Source organism: Actinopolyspora mortivallis DSM 44261 (genome assembly GCF_000384035.1).
Lineage (GTDB): Bacteria > Actinomycetota > Actinomycetes > Mycobacteriales > Pseudonocardiaceae > Actinopolyspora > Actinopolyspora mortivallis.
Window position 1 is genome coordinate 2,503,610 of the sequence record NZ_KB913024.1, and the last position, 17,483, is coordinate 2,521,092.

Below are 17,483 nucleotides of genomic sequence, written 5' to 3' on the forward strand. Positions count from 1 at the left end.
CATGCCCCAGCACGGATCGGGCTCCGAGGGGGAGTTCCCCGCGGAGCCGGCGACGTCGACGGCTCCCGCCGAACTGGTGGACGAGGCCCGGGATCCCGAGGTCCACGCGGCCGGGGCGGTGTTGTGGCGTTCCGGCCCCCGGGGCCTCCCGGAGATCGCCGTGGTCCACCGCCCCCGTTACGGGGACTGGTCACTGCCGAAGGGGAAGGTGGACCCCGGTGAGACCGTCGCCCACACCGCGGCCCGCGAGGTCACCGAGGAAACCGGCCTGACCTGTGTGCTCTCCCGCGGTCTCCGCGGAATCAGCTATCCCGTGCCCACTCCCGACGGGAGGCGGGCGCTCAAGCACGTGCACTACTTCGCCGCCAGGGCACTGCCCGGTGAGTTCGTACCGAACGAGGAGGTGGACCAGCTGTGCTGGGTTCCGCTCTCCGAGGCGCACGAGTGGCTCACTTACCCCGCCGACAACAGCGTGGTGGACTCCTTCGGAGAACTACCGCCCACCCTGCACACCGTGTTGCTCGTCCGCCATGCCCGGGCGGGTAGACGCGCCGACTTCTCCGGCGACGACACACTGCGGCCGCTCAGTGCCGAGGGATGGCGCGAGCGGCATTCGCTGCACACGCTGCTCACGCTGTTCGGCCCGGAGAAGGTTCGTGCCGCCCCGCGGCTGCGCTGCGAACAGACCGTGGCGTCGCTGGCCGAGGAACTCGGCCAGACCGTCGGGCAGGAGACCACGCTGTCCGAGGAGGCCTACCGGCAGGCCCCGGAGGCGGGAGTGCGGCGGGTGCTGAACATCGCCGCCACCGGCGAGACCACGGTGGTGTGCAGCCAGGGCGGTGTCATCCCGGACCTGCTCACCAGACTGGCGCGTTCCTCGGGATTGCCCCTCGGAGAGGTCGGCAGCCGCAAAGCCAGCGTGTGGGTGCTGTCCTTCCTGCCGGAAACGCACTCCGGGAACGGTACGGGCCCCGCTCCGCGACTGGTCGCCGCGGACTACTTTCCCGACCCGGCTCCGGAACGCCCCTGACTTCGGTCCCCGCGACCTTCCCGCACGAAGGCCCGTGCTTGCCCGGAGTGCGCCGGCCCCCGGAGAAACGGTCGGCACGCGACCGTCCTCTCGGCCTCTCCCGACCGTGGGTCGGGTGGTCCGCCCTCCACGCTCATCCCACCCGAGGCCGCCGGGCAAGCACGGGCGACAGCGATTCCGGACATCACTTCCTGGTCGTGCGCGTGGTGGACTTGCGGGTCGAGCCCGTGGAACTCCTGCTCGCCGTTTTGGCGGTGGTGCCCTTGGCACCACCGCGGGAGCCGCCCGTGGACTTGCTCGCGGTCGAGCCCGTCGTACGCGTCCCCGAGGACTTCGCGGCCGTCGTCTTGGCCCCACCCGTGGACTTGGAGGAGGTGCCCGTCGACTTCGACGTAGACGACTTCGTCCCCGTGGACGCGGTGGTGGACTTCGTCGTGCTTCTGGTGGTCGTGGCACTCTTCGCGGCGGCGGAGGTGCCACGGCCCGCTGTCGTCGACCGGGAGGAGCCCGTGCGGGGCAGCTTCCGCTGTCCCCCCACGACCTCCTTGAACTGCGTGCCCGCCCGGAAGGCCGGAACATTCGTCTTCTTGACCCGCACCGCCTCCCCGGTGCGCGGATTACGGGCCGTGCGCGCGGCCCGGGCCCGTTTCTCGAAAACACCGAAACCGGTGATGTTCACCTTCTCGCCCTTGTTGACGTTCCGGACGATGAGGTCGACGACGTTGTCCACTGCCTGACTGGCGGTCTTTTTGTCTCCGAGGCGTTCGGCCAGCGCCTCGATCAGTTGTGCTTTGTTCACGTCAGTCCCTCCCAGGACAACCAACGGCCCGTCGGGCCTACTCACGGGCCACGGTAAATCTCCGCACCAGCGGATGCCATTCGCCACGCCAGCTTTCCCCGTGACGACGCGCCGTTGTCCCGACGGGAACCGCGCGGAAGGACCACGCGAACGTTTTCACGTCGTCCGGCTGTGTTTTCCCGGCCGGGAAAACACAGCCGGACACCGGCTCAGCCCGCCGGAGAGGGCAGAGTGCGGGGCAGAAAACCGGGCCGGCAACGTTCGAAGGAATCGATGGCCTCCTCCGCACGCATCGTCAGACCGATGTCGTCCAGCCCCTCCAGCAGGCGCCACCTGGTGTACTCGTCCACCTCGAATCCAACGGTCAGGTCCTTGGCCCGCACGGTGCGGGCGTTCAGATCAACGGTGATCCGGGTTCCCGGCTCGGTTTCCAACAACTTCCACAACAACTCCACATCGGACTGCTCACACCGCGCCGCCAACAGTCCCTGTTTGCCGGCGTTGCCGCGGAAGATGTCGGCGAAACGCGAAGAAATGATCACGCGGAATCCGTAGTCCTTCAACGCCCAGACCGCGTGCTCCCGTGAGGAGCCGGTTCCGAAATCCGGTCCGGCCACCAGCACGCTTCCCCGGTTGAACGGTTCGATGTTCAGAACGAAATTCTCGTCGGAGCGCCAGGCGGCGAACAACGCGTCCTCGAAGCCGGTTCTGGCGACACGTTTGAGGTACACGGCGGGAATGATCTGGTCCGTATCCACGTTGGACCGCCGTAGCGGCACTCCTATGCCGGTGTGGGTGGTGAACGGTTCCATGTGTGTCGCTCCTGTGCGGGCCGGCCGCCTCGTACGGCCGGGAGGTTCGGGTACGTTCTTCGGATGTCACGAGACCGGCGACGACCGCGCCCGGCCTCGGTGGCCGAGTGGCCACTCCCTGGATCAGAGGTCCTCCGGAGAGGAGAGGGTGCCGCGCACCGCCGTGGCCGCCGCGACCACCGGCGAGACCAGATGGGTACGCCCCCCCTTGCCCTGTCTTCCCTCGAAGTTCCGGTTGGAGGTGGAGGCCGCCCGTTCCCCGGGGGTCAGCTGGTCGGGGTTCATCCCCAGGCACATGGAGCACCCCGCCGAACGCCACTCCGCACCGGCGGCGGTGAACACCTCGTCCAACCCCTCCCGCTCGGCCTGCTGACGTACGCGCATCGAGCCGGGCACCACCAGCATCCGGACGTCGGGGGAGACCCTGTGCCCGCGCAGGATCTCGGCGGCACTGCGCAGATCCTCGATCCTTCCGTTGGTACAGGAACCGAGGAAGACGGTGTCCACCGCCACCTCCCGCAGCGGAGTACCGGCGGTCAGTCCCATGTACTCCAGCGCCTTCTCCGTGGCGGCCCGCTGCTCTTCGTCGGCGACGAACTCCGGGTCGGGCACCCTTTCCCCGAGCGGAGCGCCCTGCCCCGGGTTGGTCCCCCAGGTGACGAAGGGAGTCAGTTCGTCGGCGTCGATGGTTACCTCGGCGTCGTACTCGGCGTCGGGATCCGTGCGCAACGACTTCCAGTACTCGACGGCGGCGTCCCAGTCGGCTCCCCCCGGGGCGTGCGGCCTCCCCCTGAGGTACTCGAAGGTCGTCTCGTCCGGGGCTATCATCCCGGCGCGGGCCCCGGCCTCGATCGACATGTTGCACATGGTCATCCGGGCCTCCATGCTCATGGACTCCACGGCCGAGCCCCGGTACTCCAGGACGTAGCCCTGGCCACCACCGGTACCGATCCTGGCGATGACAGCCAGGATGACGTCCTTGCTCGTCACCCCCGGCCGCAGGGTCCCCTCCACGTTGACCGCCATGGTGCGGAAAGGACGCAACGGCAGGGTCTGGGTGGCGAGCACGTGCTCGACCTCGGAGGTGCCGATTCCGAAGGCCAGGGCGCCGAAAGCACCGTGTGTGGAGGTGTGACTGTCCCCACAGACCACGGTGGTCCCCGGTTGGGTCAACCCCAGCTGTGGCCCGACGACGTGCACGATGCCCTGTTCGGTGTCCCCCATCGAGTGCAGGCGGATCCCGAACTCGGCGCAGTTCTTGCGCAGGGTGTCCACCTGCGTGCGCGAGACCGGATCGGCGATGGGCAGTTCGACCCCCTCGGTGGGGACGTTGTGGTCCTCCGTCGCCAACGTCAGGTCCGGGCGGCGCACCTCGCGTCCCGCCAGCCGCAGTCCCTCGAAGGCCTGCGGGCTGGTCACTTCGTGCACGAGGTGGAGGTCGATGTAGAGCAGGTCGGGTTCGTCTCCGGAACCACGGCGCACCAGATGCTCGTTCCATACCTTCTCGGCGAGCGTGCTACCCATCGCTCCTCCCCTCGTGGACGTGGGAGCCGAGTGGTACGGCTCCCACTTCGTGGACATCTCATATAACGAGACGTTAATATCGCCTCGTGGGAGAGCATAGCGGTATCGGTGTTCTAGACAAAGCGGTGGCCGTCCTTCAGGCGGCCGCCGAGGAACCGTGCGGCCTCGCGGAACTCTGCGAACGCACGGGTTTACCCAGGGCAACGGCACACAGACTGGCAGTCGGACTGGAAACGCACCGGATGCTTCGGCGCGGTTCGGACGGACGTTGGCGTTCCGGTCCCGCACTCGGGGAGCTGGCGGGGGGAGCCGTGGACCCGCTGCTGGAGGCCGCGTCCTCCGTCCTTCCCAAACTCCGCGACATCACCGGCGAGAGCGTGCAGCTCTACCGCCGCGACGGAATGCAACGCACCTGCGTGGCCACCGCCGAACCCCCCAGCGGACTGCGGGACACCGTCCCCGTCAACACCACGCTGCCCATGACGGCGGGGTCCGGGGCGAAGGTGTTGGCCGCCTGGGCCGACTCGTCCACCCAGCGGGCGGTACTGGCCGAAGCGGTCTTCGGGGAACGCACCCTCATGGAGGTACGTCGACGTGGGTGGGCCCAGAGCGTGGCGGAACGGGAGTCCGGAGTGGCCAGCGTCTCCGCTCCCGTGCGCGACTCCTCGGGTGCCGTCGTGGCCGCCATCTCGGTCTCCGGACCCATAGACCGCATGGGCCGCAGACCGGGAAGCAGGTGGGCCGCCGACCTGCTGGCCGCGGCGGAGGGACTACAGAACAGACTGTGAAACCCCGGAGGGAACCGGACACGGGTTCTCCCGCCTCGGTACCGCACCGGCGCGGGAGAACCGTCGGTGGTGTTCCCTCCGGAGGTGATCGCCCCGCACACGAAAGCGGCCCGGTGTGCTCCGCACACCGGGCCGCTCGCGGAGTAGTCCCGATGGGATTCGAACCCACGTTACCGCCTTGAGAGGGCGGCGTCCTAGGCCACTAGACGACGGGACCAGGTTCGCTGTGAACTTGTTCGAGCCGATCCGCTCTCCGCAGACAACGATCCGGCCGCACATCCGCGGAACGGAAGTGGCGGAGTAGTCCCGATGGGATTCGAACCCACGTTACCGCCTTGAGAGGGCGGCGTCCTAGGCCACTAGACGACGGGACCACGGACAAACACTCACACGCTCGATTGTGCGAGCGTTTTCCAGCTGGGGTACCAGGATTCGAACCTAGACTAACTGAACCAGAATCAGTCGTGCTGCCGATTACACCATACCCCATCGGCTCCGCGGAACATCGTACCACTCTCCGGTTTCCCGATCTCCCCGGGGGTTCCGAGTGAGTGGCCTTTGTTCATCGCGTTGGTGAACATACTAGACCATTCCCACGCGCCCACGAAAAGCACCCCCCTGATGATCCCGAACCAGCAGGTGAGCGCGGCGAGAACACCACGCGGACGGGTGAACTCGCCGCGCCGGGCACTCACCCGGAGACGACGAGACCGCCGCCCCGGAGGACCTCTCCGAGCTCCTCCCTCGGGTAAGACAGGTCACAGACGAGCAGTTCCGGGAGTTCGTACAGGCTCGATATGACCGACACCCCCGCGCGCCGGCAACTCCCCCGCGCGGGGTCTCCCGCGCTCCGGTCCAGCCACACGCCGTGCATCCCGGCCCGTGCCGCCCCCTCGGCGTCCACTTCCAGACTGTTGCCCACGTGGGCCACCTGTCGGGGTGCCAGGCCCAGGGAGGAACAGGCCGCGTAGAAGATCTCCTCCGAGGGCTTGGACACCCCGTACTCGCCGGAGATCAACATCACGTCGAAGACCTCGGCCAGTCCCACGGCGGCGAGCTTGTGCCGCTGGTACTCCCCCGGGGCGTTGGTGATCGCGGCCACGGCCAGACCACTGGCCCGTAACCAGTCCAGGCACTCGGAGACGTCGTCGAACAGTTCCCAGCACTCCCGCATCGCGGCCATGCGACGCCGCTCGCGTGCTCGCACCTCGTCCTCGTCCAGCCGCTCCCCGAAAGCGGCGAAGAAGTCACGCGTACGACGCAGGCACATCGTCTCGAAGTCGATCTCGCCCGCCGTCATACGCGCGTGGTGCTCGGCAGTGATCCGTTGCCATACGGGCCAGGCGGCGTCGTTGCCGGTCAACGTGGCGAAAGCCCGTCTCGCCGAGCTCTGGCTGTCCAGCAAGGTGTCGTCGATGTCCAGGCATACGGCCTTGATCCTGCCGGCTTCGTGGGTCGATAGCTCACGTGCGGATGTCACCCCGTGAGGCTAGGCCCCCACCTGGAGTGGTCGACTCGCCCAAGTTGGTGATACTCAGATCACTGTCACGGTTTAGTCCCGGCGTGCAACAGCACGTGCAGCGGAGCGCGGAACCACGTCCGGAGCAACGCCACCGTGTCGGACCCACGGTCCGCACCGGCGCCGAGACCTCGGGGCCGGCCCCGGGAGCCGGCCCCGCTACACCCGGTCAGGAACCGTTCTCGGTGGATTCCGCGCGCGTGCGCTCCAGGGCCGCACGCAGTCGGGAAAGGCTGGTCCGCCTGCCGAGCAGCTCCATGGACTCGAACAGGGGCGGGGAGACGGTACGGCCGGTGACAGCCACTCGTACGGGAGTGAAGGCCTTGCGCGGCTTGATCCCCAGCCCCTCCACGATCGCCGACTTCAACGCGTTCTCGATCGCCGAGGTCTCCCATTCGCCGAGCCCGTCGAGCGCCTCGACGGCCGCGGACAGCACGGGTTCGGCGTCGGCGCCGAGAGCCTTCCGGGCCGCGTCCCGGTCCGGCTCGAACTCCTCGCCGGCGAAGAGGAACCCCATCATCCCCACCGCGTCCGAGAGCACCACCACCCGTTCCTGGACCAACGGGGCGGCCCCGCGCACGAGCTCCCACTGCTCGGCAGTGGGGCGGGCGGGCAGCACACCCCCCTGCTGCAGGTAGGGGACGACCCGTTCGACGAACTCGTCCACGGACAGCGCGCGCAGGTGGGCGGCGTTGATGGCGTCGGCCTTCTTCTGGTCGAACCGCGCGGGGTTGGCGCTGACCCTTCCGATGTCGAAGGAACGCACCATCTCCTCGACGCTGAACACGTCCCGGTCATCCGAAATGGACCAGCCCAGCAGGGCCAGGTAGTTGAGCAGCCCCTCGGGCAGGAAACCACGTTCCCTGTGGTGGAAGACGTCGGACTGCGGATCACGCTTGGACAGCTTCTTGTTGCCCTCGCCCATGACGAAGGGCAGGTGACCGAACCGGGGGGTGATGTCGGTGATCCCCGAGCGCCGCAACGCCTCGTAGAGCGCGATCTGCCGTGGTGTGGAGGACAGCAGGTCCTCCCCCCGCAGCACATGGGTGACCCCCATGAGGGCGTCGTCGAGGGGGTTGGTCAGCGTGTACAGCGCGTCCCCGTTGCCGCGTACCAGCACGGGGTCCGGCACACTTCCCGCGGGGAAGGTGACCTCACCGCGGACGAGGTCGGTGAACCCGATGTCGCGGTCGGGCATGCGCAACCGCAGCACCGGAGTGCGCCCTTCCGCGCGCAGCTCCGCCTTTCGCTGTTCACTGAGGTCGCGATCCGCGTTGTCGTAGCCCAGTTTGGGGTCGCGGCCCGCCTCCCGGTGACGCTGCTCGACCTCCTGGGGAGTCGAGAAGGACTCGTACAGCTCCCCCGCCTCCAACAGGCGGCGTGCGACGTCGGCGTAGATCTCGTGTCGCTGGCTCTGCCGGTAGGGACCGTGGGGGCCGCCCTTGTCGGGCCCCTCGTCCCAGTCCAGCCCCAGCCAACGGAGCGCCTCCAGCAGGGACTGGTACGACTCCTCGCTGTCCCTGCTGGCGTCGGTGTCCTCGATCCGGAAGATCAACGATCCGTTGTGGTGTCTGGCGAAAGCCCAGTTGAACAGGGCGGTGCGAATCAGCCCGACGTGCGGTGTCCCCGTGGGTGACGGGCAGAAACGAGCGCGCACGGGACGGTCGGGCTCGGCGGCTGTGGTGACATTCGACGTGCTCATGACTGGTTCAGCCTATCCGCCACCCGGGGTGGGTTGACCGGCGCGTCCGTTCCACTCATGCTGACGTTATTCAACAAACGTTGAATTTTGGGAGGAACGATGACCGGAACCACCTGCTGCATCGTCGGTGGCGGCCCCGCCGGCATGGTGCTCGGTCTCCTGCTGGCCCGGGCGGGCGTGTCCGTGACCGTGCTGGAGAAGCACGCCGACTTCCTCCGCGACTTCCGGGGGGACACGGTGCATCCCACGACCATGTCCCTGTTGGAGGAGCTGGGGCTGGCGGAGCGCTTCGCCGAACTTCCCCAGAACCGGATAGACCGCGTCGCGATCCCCGTCGGCCCCGAGGGACGCTCCCAGCTGTTGGCCGACTTCCGCCGCGCTCCCCTGAAGTACGACTACGTGGCCATGGTTCCCCAGTGGGACCTGCTCAACCTGCTCGCGGAGGAGGCCCGCCGGGAACCGAACTTCACCCTGCTGATGAGCAGCGAGGTCCTCGGGCCGCTGCGCGAGCACGGCAGGGTCAACGGTGTCCTCTACCGCCGCACGGACGGAAGCACCGAACGGCTGCGGGCCACGCTGACCGTGGCCTGTGACGGCAGGGACTCCTTCGCCCGGCGGATCCCGGAGACACGCCCCCGGACCTATCCCACTCCGATGGACGTGCGGTGGTTCCGTCTCCCACGTCGGCAGGGGGATCCGCGAGGGGTCTACGCCTCGATCAGCGGAGGCGCGTTCACCGTTCTGCTCGACCGGCACGACTACTACCAGGTCGCCTCGGTCATCCCCAAGGACTCCGACGCGGAAGAACGCCACCGCCCCGTCGAGGAGTTCAACGAACGGCTCCGGCGACGACTGCCCTGGCTCGACGACGGCCGCGAACTCGTCCGGGACTGGGAGGACGTCAGGCTCCTGCACGTGAAACTGGACCGACTGCGCAGGTGGCACGTGCCGGGGCTGCTCTGCATCGGCGACGCGGCTCACGCGATGTCCCCGGTGGGCGGAATCGGCATCAACCTCGCGGTGCAGGACGCCGTGGCAGCGGCCCGCCACCTCGCGGATCCCCTCCGACGGGGACGTCTGCGCAGACACCACGTCGCCGCCGTCCAGCGCCGCAGGAAACCGGTGACCGCCCTGCTGCAACGGGCGCAACGCGCCGTCCACGACAACGTCGTCGAACCGGGTCTGCGGGGTGACATCGACTTCGGCACGCGTGTGGGACTTCCGCTCCCCCTGCGACTGTTGCCACGGATTCCGTTGCTGCGCGCGATCCCGCCGTACGTCTTCGCCTACGGCGCTCTGCCGGAACGTCCCCCCAACAGCGCCCTCCGGCACGGGTGAGCCTCGCGGAGTCCTCGGACGGCGGCGCCCGGCCACGTCCGGTCCGGCCGCGGCTCCGGCCGGACCGGACCGGCGACGGGCTCAGGCCCGCTGGACGGGGTTCGTCAACGTGCCCAGTCCCTCGATGGAGACCGAGACCTTCTGGCCGGGCTCCATGGGCCCGACACCGGCCGGGGTGCCGGTGAGGATCACGTCACCGGGCAACAGGGTCATGACCCGGGAGACGTAGGAGACCAGTCCCCCCACGTCGTGCAACAACAGGGAGGTGCGGGACTCCTGCTTGAGTTCGCGGTCCAGCTCCGTGCGCAGCCCCAGGTCCGAGGCGTCCACGGCGGTGTCGATCCACGGGCCGAGCGGGCAGAAGGTGTCGTAGCTCTTCGCCCGCGTCCACTGCCCGTCCGCCCGCTGCAGGTCGCGGGCGGTCACGTCGTTGGCGATCGTGTAACCGAGCACCACGTCGGTGCCCCGTGCCTCCGGGACGTCCTTGCACGGCTGTCCGATCACGACCGCCAGCTCCCCCTCGTAGTCCACCCGCTCGGCGTCGGGCGGCATCTTGATGGGGGCGCTCGGGCCGATGATCGTCGTGGAGGGCTTCATGAACAGAACCGGGTTGGACGGCACCTCCGAGCCCATCTCCCGGGCGTGTTCGGCGTAGTTCTTGCCCACGCACAACACCTTGGTCGGCAGGATCGGCGCCAGCAGTCGCACGTCGGCCATCGGCCACTTGCGACCGGTGAACGTCGGCTCCCCGAACGGGTGCTGGTCGATCTCGACGGCGAGTACCTTCTCGCCAGGAGAGTTGGGGTCCGGCTCCAGGGCGACGAACGAGACCCCCTCGGGTTGAGCAACACGTGCCAGGCGCAAGCGAAACCTCCGTTGTCTACGTTCCCCGAACAGCCTACGTGTCGGGACGGGCAACGACTCGCCTGGTCATCCGCCGTTCGGCAGGCTCGCCTCGGCCACCTCCGAACGTCGTATCGCCTTGTGGGCGAAGGCGTCCCGCAACGCGTACCAGCTGGCTTCGACGATGTTGCCGTGCACTCCCACCGTGGTCCACTCCCGGTGTTCGTCCCTCGACTCGACCAGCACCCGGGTCACCGCGTCCGTACCCGAGGTGTCGGTGAGAATACGCACCTTGTAGTCCACCAGCTCCACCTCGTCCAACCACGGCAGCCGGGGGACGAGGGCCGTGCGCAGGGCCGCGTCCAGAGCGTTGACCGGCCCGTTGCCCTCAGCGGTGGCGATGACGCGTTCCCCGCGCACATGGAGTTTCACCGTGACCTCGGAGACCACCTGCCCGTCCGGGCGGTGGTCGAGCGAGACCCGGTAGGACTCCAGCTCGAACGGGGCTCCGAAGGAGTCCCGGGGTGCCACCCCGTCCTCCGTTCCGTGGGCGCGCTGCTCGGCCAGGGCGAGCTCACGACGCAGCAGCAGTTCGAGGGAGGCGTCGGCCCCCTCGAACGACCACCCGTGCGCCTCCAGTTCCTTGACCCGCTGCACCGCGCCGGTCACCGCCTCCGGGGAACCGCTGAGGTCGAGCCCGAGCTCGGCCGCCTTCAGTTCCAGACTGGCTCGCCCGGCCATCTCGGTCACCAGCACGCGCATCCCGTTGCCGACGCGTTCCGGCTCGATGTGGTTGTACAGTTCGGGGTCCACCTTGATCGCGCTGGCGTGCAGTCCCGCCTTGTGCGCGAAGGTGGAGGTACCCACGTAGGCCTGGTGCGTGTCGGGGGCGAGGTTGGCCACCTCGGCCAGCGCGTGGGACACCCTGCTCAGCTCACCGAGGTTGCCCTCCGGAAGCACCGGGATGTCGAGCTTGGTCTCGAGATTGCCGATCACGGCGAACAGGTCCGCGTTGCCGGCGCGCTCGCCGTAACCGTTGGCCGTGCACTGCACGTGGGTGGCCCCGGCCTGCACCGCGGCCAGGGTGTTGGCCACCGCGCAACCGGTGTCGTCCTGGCAGTGGATGCCGACGCGGAACCCGGTGCGTTCGACGACCTCCTCGACCGTGTGCGCCAGGCCGGTCGGGAGCTGACCGCCGTTGGTGTCGCAGAGGCAGACCAGATCCGCTCCGGCGTGCACGGCCGCCTCCAGCACGCGCAACGCCGTGTCGGAGTCGTGTGCGTAGCCGTCGAAGAAGTGTTCGGCGTCGAGGAAGACCCGACGTCCGTGCTCGACGAGGTGGCGCACGGTGTCGGCGACCATCGCGCGGTTCTCCTCCACCTCGGTACGCAGGGCGCGCTCGATGTGCCTGCGGTCGGATTTCGCCACCAGGGTCACCACCGGTGCCCGGGAGTCCAGCAGCGCGGCGACCTGGGCGTCCTCCCGCACGGAGACACCCGGTCTGCGCGTGGCACCGAAGGCGGTGAGCACGGAGTGCCTGAGTTCGAGCTCCCCGTCCGCCGCTCGCTGGAAGAACTCGGTGTCCTTCGGCAACGCGCCGGGCCACCCACCCTCGATGAATCCCACGCCGAGCGAATCCAGTGTCCGCGCGACCGCGAGCTTGTCGGACACCGAGTAGGAGATTCCCTCGCGCTGAGCTCCGTCCCGGAGTGTCGTGTCGTAGACGTGGAAGGTGTCCGCGGACGGTGTTCCTGCCGGGCTGGTGCGGTTCACTGTCCCTCCCAAGGGGCGAAGTCCTTTCGGTCCTGGTGGCGCGGACGGGAGTTCGGTCTCGCGCGGAACAAAAAAAGACCTCTCGCGGCCGCGAGAGGTCTGCGCGTCGGGTGTCGAAACCGAGTTCACCCGACGCGCCCGCCGATAATGTCCCGTACGTGCCGGACCATGGGTACATGGTCGCACACACCGCATCTCCACCACACAGTGGGCTCGGTTTCCCGCCATGCGGACACAGGACGGGGCCCGACACGGGCCTCCGCGCCGGAGGCGCTCCGGGGGAACCGGATCCGCGTCGGGCAGCCGTTCAGGCCTGTTGAACGACCTCCCTGGAGGAGACGAGCGCGGCCAACCGGTCACCGATGGCGTGCGTCGCGCCCGGGGCGGAGTGGTCCCTGGTGGCCAGGTCGAAGGCCACCGAAGCCTGCACCCGGCGGGCCGCCTCGGTGTAGCCCACGTGGTCGAGCAGCAGAGCCACGGACAGCACCGCCGCCGTGGGATCGGCGACCCCCTGGCCGGCGATGTCCGGTGCACTGCCGTGCACGGGCTCGAACATGCTCGGATTCCGCCTCGTCGCGTCGATGTTGCCGCTGGCGGCCCGACCGATACCGCCGGTGACCGCGCCGGCCAGGTCGGTGATGATGTCGCCGAACAGGTTGTCGGTGACGATCACGTCGAACCTGCTCGGATCCTGCACCAGGTGGATCGTGGTGGCGTCCACGTGTTCGTAGGCCACGGTGACGTCCGGATACTGCAACGACAGTTCCTCGACGACGCGGGACCACAGCGAACCGGCGTGACTGAGCACGTTGGTCTTGTGCACCAGGGTCAGATGTTTGCGCGGACGTGCCGCGGCCCTGGCGAAGGCGTCCCGGACCACGCGTTCGACGCCGAAGGCCGTGTTCAGGCTGACCTCGGTGGCGACCTCCTGGGGGGTGTCCTTGCGCAGCAGGCCACCGTTGCCCGCGTAGGGACCCTCGGTCCCCTCCCGCACGACCACCATGTCGATGTCACCCGGTTCCGCCACCGGGCTCTGCACCCCCGGATACAGCCGCGCCGGGCGCAGGTTCACGTGGTGGTCGAGCTCGAAGCGCAGGCGCAGCAGCAGTCCCCGTTCGAGTATTCCGCTGGGCACCGACGGGTCCCCCACCGCACCGAGCAGGATGGCGTCGTGCTCACGCATCTCACCCAGTACGGACTCGGGCAGTAGCTCCCCGGTGTTGTGCCAGCGAGCAGCGCCCAGATCGTATCGGGTGATCTCCGTTTCGGGCACCACTTCCCCGAGTACCTTCAGCGCCTCGGCCACCACTTCCGGCCCGATCCCGTCCCCTGGGATCACAGCGAGCCGCATGCACACACCTCCCGAGTACTGCCCCGACTTGGGACTGAAACGTTGTGCGGCAGACTACCCCGTCCCGATCAACGCTCGGCACGCCGGACCCTCCGAGTGGACGGCATCTCCCGCACCGTGGGACACCTGATCGAGTGAATGTCCTTCGTTCGGACGACAGATGTACCGACCACACACGAACGCGCCGGGGGCCGCCGCCACACGCGACGACCCCCGGCGCGAACAACCTCGAAAAACACCCGGGACAGCACCCGGGAGGGCTCACTCGAAGCTGACGGTGCGTACCGTCTTGGCCCCGACCGCGGCACCGATCGGCTCCAGCACCCCGGTGTCCACCGGACGGTCCACCCGCAGCAGCATGATCGCGTCCGAACCGTCGAAGGTCTGGCTGATCTGGGCCGCCTCGATGTTGATCCCGACCTCGCCGAGCAGGGTGCCGACCTTGCCCATGACACCCGGGCGGTCCGGGTACTCCAGCAGCAGCACGCTGCCCTCGGCCCGCAGGTCGAAATGCCTGCCGTTGACCTCGACCAGCTTCTCGGTCTGGTTCGGGCCGTCCAGCGCCCCGGAGACCACCCCGGTACGCCCGTCGGACAGCACCGCGCGCACCGAGACCACGCTACGGTGGCTGGCGCTCTCCGGAGCGGTCTTCACATCGATGTCCACCCCGAGGTCCTCGGCCAGCTGCGGAGCGTTCACGAAGGTCACCTGGCTGTCGACGGCCCCGGCGAAGAGTCCCCGCAGCGCGGCCAGCTGCAGGATCGAGACGTCCTCCTCGGCCAGCTCGCCCCGGGCCTCGACCGTGACCGAGCTCGGAGTGCTTCCCAGCACGGCCGACAGCAGGGAGCCGAGCTTCTGGGTCAGCGGCAGGTAGGGGCGCACCTCCTCGCCGACGGGGCCACCCTGCACGTTGACGGCGTCGGGCACGAACTCGCCGCGCAGTGCCTGCAACGTGGAGTGGGCCACGTCGGTTCCGGCGCGGTCCTGCGCCTCCACCGTGGAAGCTCCCAGGTGCGGGGTCACGACCACGTTCGACAGCTCGAACAGCGGGCTGGAGGTGGTCGGCTCGGTGCTGTAGACGTCGATCCCCGCCCCACCGAGGTGGCCACTGCGCAGGGCGTCGGCCAGCGCGTCCTCGTCGATCAGCCCGCCGCGGGCGGCGTTGACGATGATCGCGCCCTGCTTGCACTTCTTGAGTTCCTCGGCCCCGATGAGACCGAGGGTCTCCGCCGTCTTCGGCAGGTGGATGGACATCATGTCGGCCCGCTGCAACAGCTCGTCGAGGCTGACCAGCTCGATACCGAGCTGGGCGGCGCGGGCGGCGGAGACGTAGGGGTCGTAGGCGATCAGCTTCGTGCCGAAGGACTCCAGACGCTGCGCGACGAGCTGACCGATCTTGCCGAGACCGATGACACCGACGGTCTTGCCGTTGAGCTCGACGCCGCTGAAGGCGCTGCGCTTCCACTCGCCGCCACGCAGGCTCGCGTCGGCGACCGCGACGTTGCGGGAGACGGCCAGCAGCAGCGCGATGGCGTGTTCGGCCGCGGAGACGATGTTGGAGGTGGGGGCGTTGACCACCATGATGCCGCGCTCGGTGGCCGCGGGGACCTCGACGTTGTCCAGTCCCACACCGGCACGGGCGACGATCTTCAGCCGCGTGCTCGCGGAGTAAACCTCGGAGTCGACTTTCGTCGCCGAACGGACCAGCAGCGCGTCGGCGTCGGCAACGGCCTCGAGCAGTGCGGGGCGATCGGTGCCGTCGACGTGGCGGATCTCGACCTCGTCTCCGAATGCTTCCAGCACCGAAGGAGCCAGCTTCTCGGCGATCAGGACGACAGGACGGCTTGCGTTGGTCACGGGCGCGCTCCAGTAACAGAGGTCAGGGTCGAAGCAAAGGCACGCCATTGTGCCGGACGGTGCAGCAGTTTAACGCTGATATGAGAATCCGTTCACACAAGTGTTGGACGTATCACCGTAACGCCGGGGAACCCGACCCGGTCGGAAAACGGCGCCCCGGAGGCACGCTCGCCGTGCGAGCAGGCACGAACGGCGCACCCCCGAGCACTCCCCGTGCGAAGTCGGGGCAACCGACCGACTCACGGCTCGTCGAACTCGCCGTCCTTGGCCCCCGCGACGAACGCGTCCCATTCCTCGGGGGTGAACACGAGCACCGGTCCGTCCGGGTCGGCGCCGTTGCGCATCCCCACGTAACCGTCCACGAAGGCGATCTCGACGCCCGGTTCGTCGTCCTCGTCGGTACTGGTGATCCACTCAGCGTTGCTGAAGTCGAGCTGATCCCTGATGTGCGCCTTGTCATCGACCGGCTGCGTTTCCTCGCTCACGGAGCGGATCATAGCGCCCCGCCACACCGGCCCGTCCAGCACGGCCCCCCGTGAACGGAGGCGGGCCGCTCGTCCGGTGGGGCACCCGACGAGCGACCCGAGGGAACCGGCGTCTCAGTTCCTGGTCCAGGACATCAACGACCGCAGTCGCTTCCCGACCTCCTCGATCTGGTGGGCGTTGCCCTCGGCCTGCAACTCCTTGAACCTCGGCCTGCCCGCCTCGTCCTCGGCGATCCACTCCTTGGCGAAGGAGTCGTCGCGGATCTCGGACAGCACCTGGCGCATCGACTCCTTGACGTGCTCGTCGATGACCCGGCGGCCCCGGGTGAGGTCACCGTACTCGGCGGTGTCGCTGCAGGAGTACCGCTGGCCCGCGATACCCCCCTCCCACATCAGGTCGACGATCAGCTTGAGCTCGTGCAGCACCTCGAAGTAGGCGATCTCGGGCTGGTAGCCGGCCTCGACGAGCACCTCGAACCCGGTCTGCACCAGCGCGCTGGTTCCACCGCACAACACGGCCTGCTCACCGAAGAGGTCGGTTTCGGTCTCCTCGGTGAACGTGGTCCTGATGACCCCGGCCCGCGCGCCGCCGATCCCGGCCGCGTAGGCCAGGGCGAGCTGCTGGGCGTTGCCGCTGGGATCCTGTTCCACCGCGATCAGGCAGGGCACACCCTTGCCGTCGACGAACTGACGACGCACCAGATGACCGGGCCCCTTCGGGGCGACCATCGCCACGTCCACGTCCGAGGGCGGCTGGATCAGCCCGTAGCGGATGTTGAACCCGTGACCGAAGAACAGCGCGTCCCCGCTGTTGAGATTGGGCGCGACGTCGTCGGCGTAGATCTGCCGCTGCTTGGTGTCCGGGGCCAGGATCATGATGAGGTCGGCCTCGGCGGAGGCCTCGGCGGGAGTGACCACCCGCAGCCCTTCCTCGGAGGCCTTCTCCCGCGACCCGGAGTTCTCCGGCAGTCCGATCCGGACGTCGACACCGCTGTCGCGCAGGCTCAGCGCGTGCGCGTGTCCCTGGCTGCCGTACCCGATGATGGCGACCTTGCGCGACTGCACCAGGCCGAGGTCGGCGTCCGACTCGTAGAAGATCTCGGTTGCCATGTGACTGTGTTCCTCGTTCCTTTCTCCGGTGTCCCCGCTGGGATCACCGCACTGCGGTTGCCGTGATCGAACGTGCTCCGCGGCCGATGGCGACCATTCCGGACTGGACCATCTCGCGAACCCCGTAGGGTTCGAGCATGCGCAGCAGCGCGTCGAGCTTGTCCGAGTCCCCGGTGGCCTCGATGGTCAGTGCCTCCGGCGAGGCGTCGACCACCTTGGCCCGGAACAGTTGCACTGTCTCCAGCACCTGACTGCGCACCGACGCGTCGGCCCGCACCTTCACCAACAACAGCTCACGCTGGACCGAGGAGCCCGGGTCCAACTCGACGATCTTGATGACGTTGACCAGTTTGTTGAGCTGCTTGGTGACCTGTTCCAGAGGTTGTTCCTCCACCGAGACCACGATCGTCATCCGCGAGATCTCGGGATGTTCCGTCGGGCCGACGGCAAGGGACTCGATGTTGAAACTGCGCCGGGAGAACAACCCCGAGACCCTGGCCAGCACCCCGGGAACGTTTTCCACCAGCACGCTGAGTGTGTGTCGGCTCATCG

General features: G+C 68.4%; 15 protein-coding genes and 3 tRNA genes. 3 read left to right on the forward strand and 15 right to left on the reverse strand.

The window, feature by feature from the left end; translation table 11 throughout:
* Position 1: 1 nt before the first annotated feature.
* Positions 2-1,030, forward strand: coding sequence for an NUDIX hydrolase (locus ACTMO_RS0111805; protein WP_019854907.1), 1,029 nt, complete (start codon positions 2-4; stop codon positions 1,028-1,030).
* A 184-nt stretch (positions 1,031-1,214) separates the two neighbouring features.
* Here the strand turns inward: ACTMO_RS0111805 and ACTMO_RS23925 are convergent, their stop codons facing one another.
* From ACTMO_RS23925 to leuC, 3 genes are all read right to left on the reverse strand, one after another.
* Positions 1,215-1,829 (reverse strand): HU family DNA-binding protein, encoded by a 615-nt coding sequence (locus tag ACTMO_RS23925; protein WP_019854908.1) that lies wholly within the window; start codon positions 1,827-1,829, stop codon positions 1,215-1,217.
* Positions 1,830-2,038: 209 nt separating this feature from the next.
* A complete protein-coding gene (leuD, locus tag ACTMO_RS0111815; RefSeq protein ID WP_019854909.1) occupies positions 2,039-2,641 on the reverse strand; it encodes a 3-isopropylmalate dehydratase small subunit in 603 nt (200 codons plus the stop codon).
* A gap of 123 nt (positions 2,642-2,764) precedes the next feature.
* Positions 2,765-4,165, reverse strand: a complete 1,401-nt coding sequence (gene leuC / locus ACTMO_RS0111820) for a 3-isopropylmalate dehydratase large subunit (protein ID WP_019854910.1) — start codon at positions 4,163-4,165, stop codon at positions 2,765-2,767.
* A gap of 86 nt (positions 4,166-4,251) precedes the next feature.
* Between leuC and ACTMO_RS0111825 the strand changes: the two genes are divergently transcribed.
* Positions 4,252-4,953 (forward strand): IclR family transcriptional regulator domain-containing protein, encoded by a 702-nt coding sequence (locus ACTMO_RS0111825; protein ID WP_169509063.1) that lies wholly within the window; start codon positions 4,252-4,254, stop codon positions 4,951-4,953.
* A 144-nt stretch (positions 4,954-5,097) separates the two neighbouring features.
* Here the strand turns inward: ACTMO_RS0111825 and ACTMO_RS0111835 are convergent.
* The 5 genes from ACTMO_RS0111835 to gltX form a co-directional block, all read right to left on the reverse strand.
* Positions 5,098-5,170 (reverse strand) — tRNA-Glu (locus ACTMO_RS0111835).
* An 84-nt stretch (positions 5,171-5,254) separates the two neighbouring features.
* Positions 5,255-5,327: transfer RNA gene (locus ACTMO_RS0111840), tRNA-Glu, on the reverse strand.
* Between the two features lie 43 nt (positions 5,328-5,370).
* Positions 5,371-5,442, reverse strand: a tRNA-Gln gene (locus ACTMO_RS0111845).
* A gap of 202 nt (positions 5,443-5,644) precedes the next feature.
* Positions 5,645-6,433, reverse strand: coding sequence for an HAD family hydrolase (locus tag ACTMO_RS0111850; RefSeq protein WP_019854912.1), 789 nt, complete (start codon positions 6,431-6,433; stop codon positions 5,645-5,647).
* Positions 6,434-6,641: 208 nt separating this feature from the next.
* Positions 6,642-8,174, reverse strand: a complete 1,533-nt coding sequence (gene gltX / locus ACTMO_RS0111855; RefSeq protein ID WP_019854913.1) for a glutamate--tRNA ligase — start codon at positions 8,172-8,174, stop codon at positions 6,642-6,644.
* A gap of 99 nt (positions 8,175-8,273) precedes the next feature.
* Here gltX and ACTMO_RS0111860 point away from each other — a divergent pair, with 99 nt between their 5' ends.
* Positions 8,274-9,512 carry an FAD-dependent oxidoreductase gene (locus ACTMO_RS0111860; RefSeq protein ID WP_019854914.1) on the forward strand — a complete coding sequence of 413 codons (1,239 nt, stop codon included), beginning with the start codon at positions 8,274-8,276 and terminating at the stop codon, positions 9,510-9,512.
* Positions 9,513-9,593: 81 nt separating this feature from the next.
* Here ACTMO_RS0111860 and ACTMO_RS0111865 read toward each other — a convergent pair whose 3' ends face one another.
* The 7 genes from ACTMO_RS0111865 to ilvN all read right to left on the reverse strand — a co-directional run bounded on the left by ACTMO_RS0111865 (position 9,594) and on the right by ilvN (position 17,481).
* Entirely contained in the window at positions 9,594-10,376 is a 783-nt protein-coding gene (locus tag ACTMO_RS0111865; protein ID WP_019854915.1) for a fumarylacetoacetate hydrolase family protein, read from the reverse strand.
* A 66-nt stretch (positions 10,377-10,442) separates the two neighbouring features.
* Positions 10,443-12,128 carry a citramalate synthase gene (cimA, locus tag ACTMO_RS0111870; RefSeq protein WP_019854916.1) on the reverse strand — a complete coding sequence of 562 codons (1,686 nt, stop codon included), beginning with the start codon at positions 12,126-12,128 and terminating at the stop codon, positions 10,443-10,445.
* A gap of 307 nt (positions 12,129-12,435) precedes the next feature.
* A complete protein-coding gene (locus tag ACTMO_RS0111875) occupies positions 12,436-13,479 on the reverse strand; it encodes a 3-isopropylmalate dehydrogenase (RefSeq protein WP_019854917.1) in 1,044 nt (347 codons plus the stop codon).
* 261 nt (positions 13,480-13,740) lie between these two features.
* Entirely contained in the window at positions 13,741-15,336 is a 1,596-nt protein-coding gene (serA, locus tag ACTMO_RS0111880; protein WP_019854918.1) for a phosphoglycerate dehydrogenase, read from the reverse strand.
* A 239-nt stretch (positions 15,337-15,575) separates the two neighbouring features.
* Positions 15,576-15,833 carry a DUF397 domain-containing protein gene (locus ACTMO_RS0111885; protein WP_019854919.1) on the reverse strand — a complete coding sequence of 86 codons (258 nt, stop codon included), beginning with the start codon at positions 15,831-15,833 and terminating at the stop codon, positions 15,576-15,578.
* 102 nt (positions 15,834-15,935) lie between these two features.
* Positions 15,936-16,931 (reverse strand): ketol-acid reductoisomerase, encoded by a 996-nt coding sequence (gene ilvC, locus ACTMO_RS0111890; RefSeq protein WP_019854920.1) that lies wholly within the window; start codon positions 16,929-16,931, stop codon positions 15,936-15,938.
* Positions 16,932-16,974: 43 nt separating this feature from the next.
* Positions 16,975-17,481 carry an acetolactate synthase small subunit gene (gene ilvN / locus ACTMO_RS0111895; protein ID WP_019854921.1) on the reverse strand — a complete coding sequence of 169 codons (507 nt, stop codon included), beginning with the start codon at positions 17,479-17,481 and terminating at the stop codon, positions 16,975-16,977.
* Positions 17,482-17,483 lie beyond the last annotated feature (2 nt).

Excerpts from the sequence above, each read along its gene's own strand:
- ACTMO_RS0111805 (WP_019854907.1), top strand. The coding sequence starts at position 2 with ATGCCCCAGCACGGATCGGGCTCCGAGGGGGAGTTCCCCGCGGAGCCG.
- leuD (WP_019854909.1), bottom strand. The coding sequence starts at position 2,641 with ATGGAACCGTTCACCACCCACACCGGCATAGGAGTGCCGCTACGGCGG.
- leuC (WP_019854910.1), bottom strand. The coding sequence starts at position 4,165 with ATGGGTAGCACGCTCGCCGAGAAGGTATGGAACGAGCATCTGGTGCGC.
- gltX (WP_019854913.1), bottom strand. The coding sequence starts at position 8,174 with ATGAGCACGTCGAATGTCACCACAGCCGCCGAGCCCGACCGTCCCGTG.
- ACTMO_RS0111860 (WP_019854914.1), top strand. The coding sequence starts at position 8,274 with ATGACCGGAACCACCTGCTGCATCGTCGGTGGCGGCCCCGCCGGCATG.
- ACTMO_RS0111875 (WP_019854917.1), bottom strand. The coding sequence starts at position 13,479 with ATGCGGCTCGCTGTGATCCCAGGGGACGGGATCGGGCCGGAAGTGGTG.
- ACTMO_RS0111885 (WP_019854919.1), bottom strand. The coding sequence starts at position 15,833 with ATGATCCGCTCCGTGAGCGAGGAAACGCAGCCGGTCGATGACAAGGCG.
- ilvC (WP_019854920.1), bottom strand. The coding sequence starts at position 16,931 with ATGGCAACCGAGATCTTCTACGAGTCGGACGCCGACCTCGGCCTGGTG.
- ilvN (WP_019854921.1), bottom strand. The coding sequence starts at position 17,481 with ATGAGCCGACACACACTCAGCGTGCTGGTGGAAAACGTTCCCGGGGTG.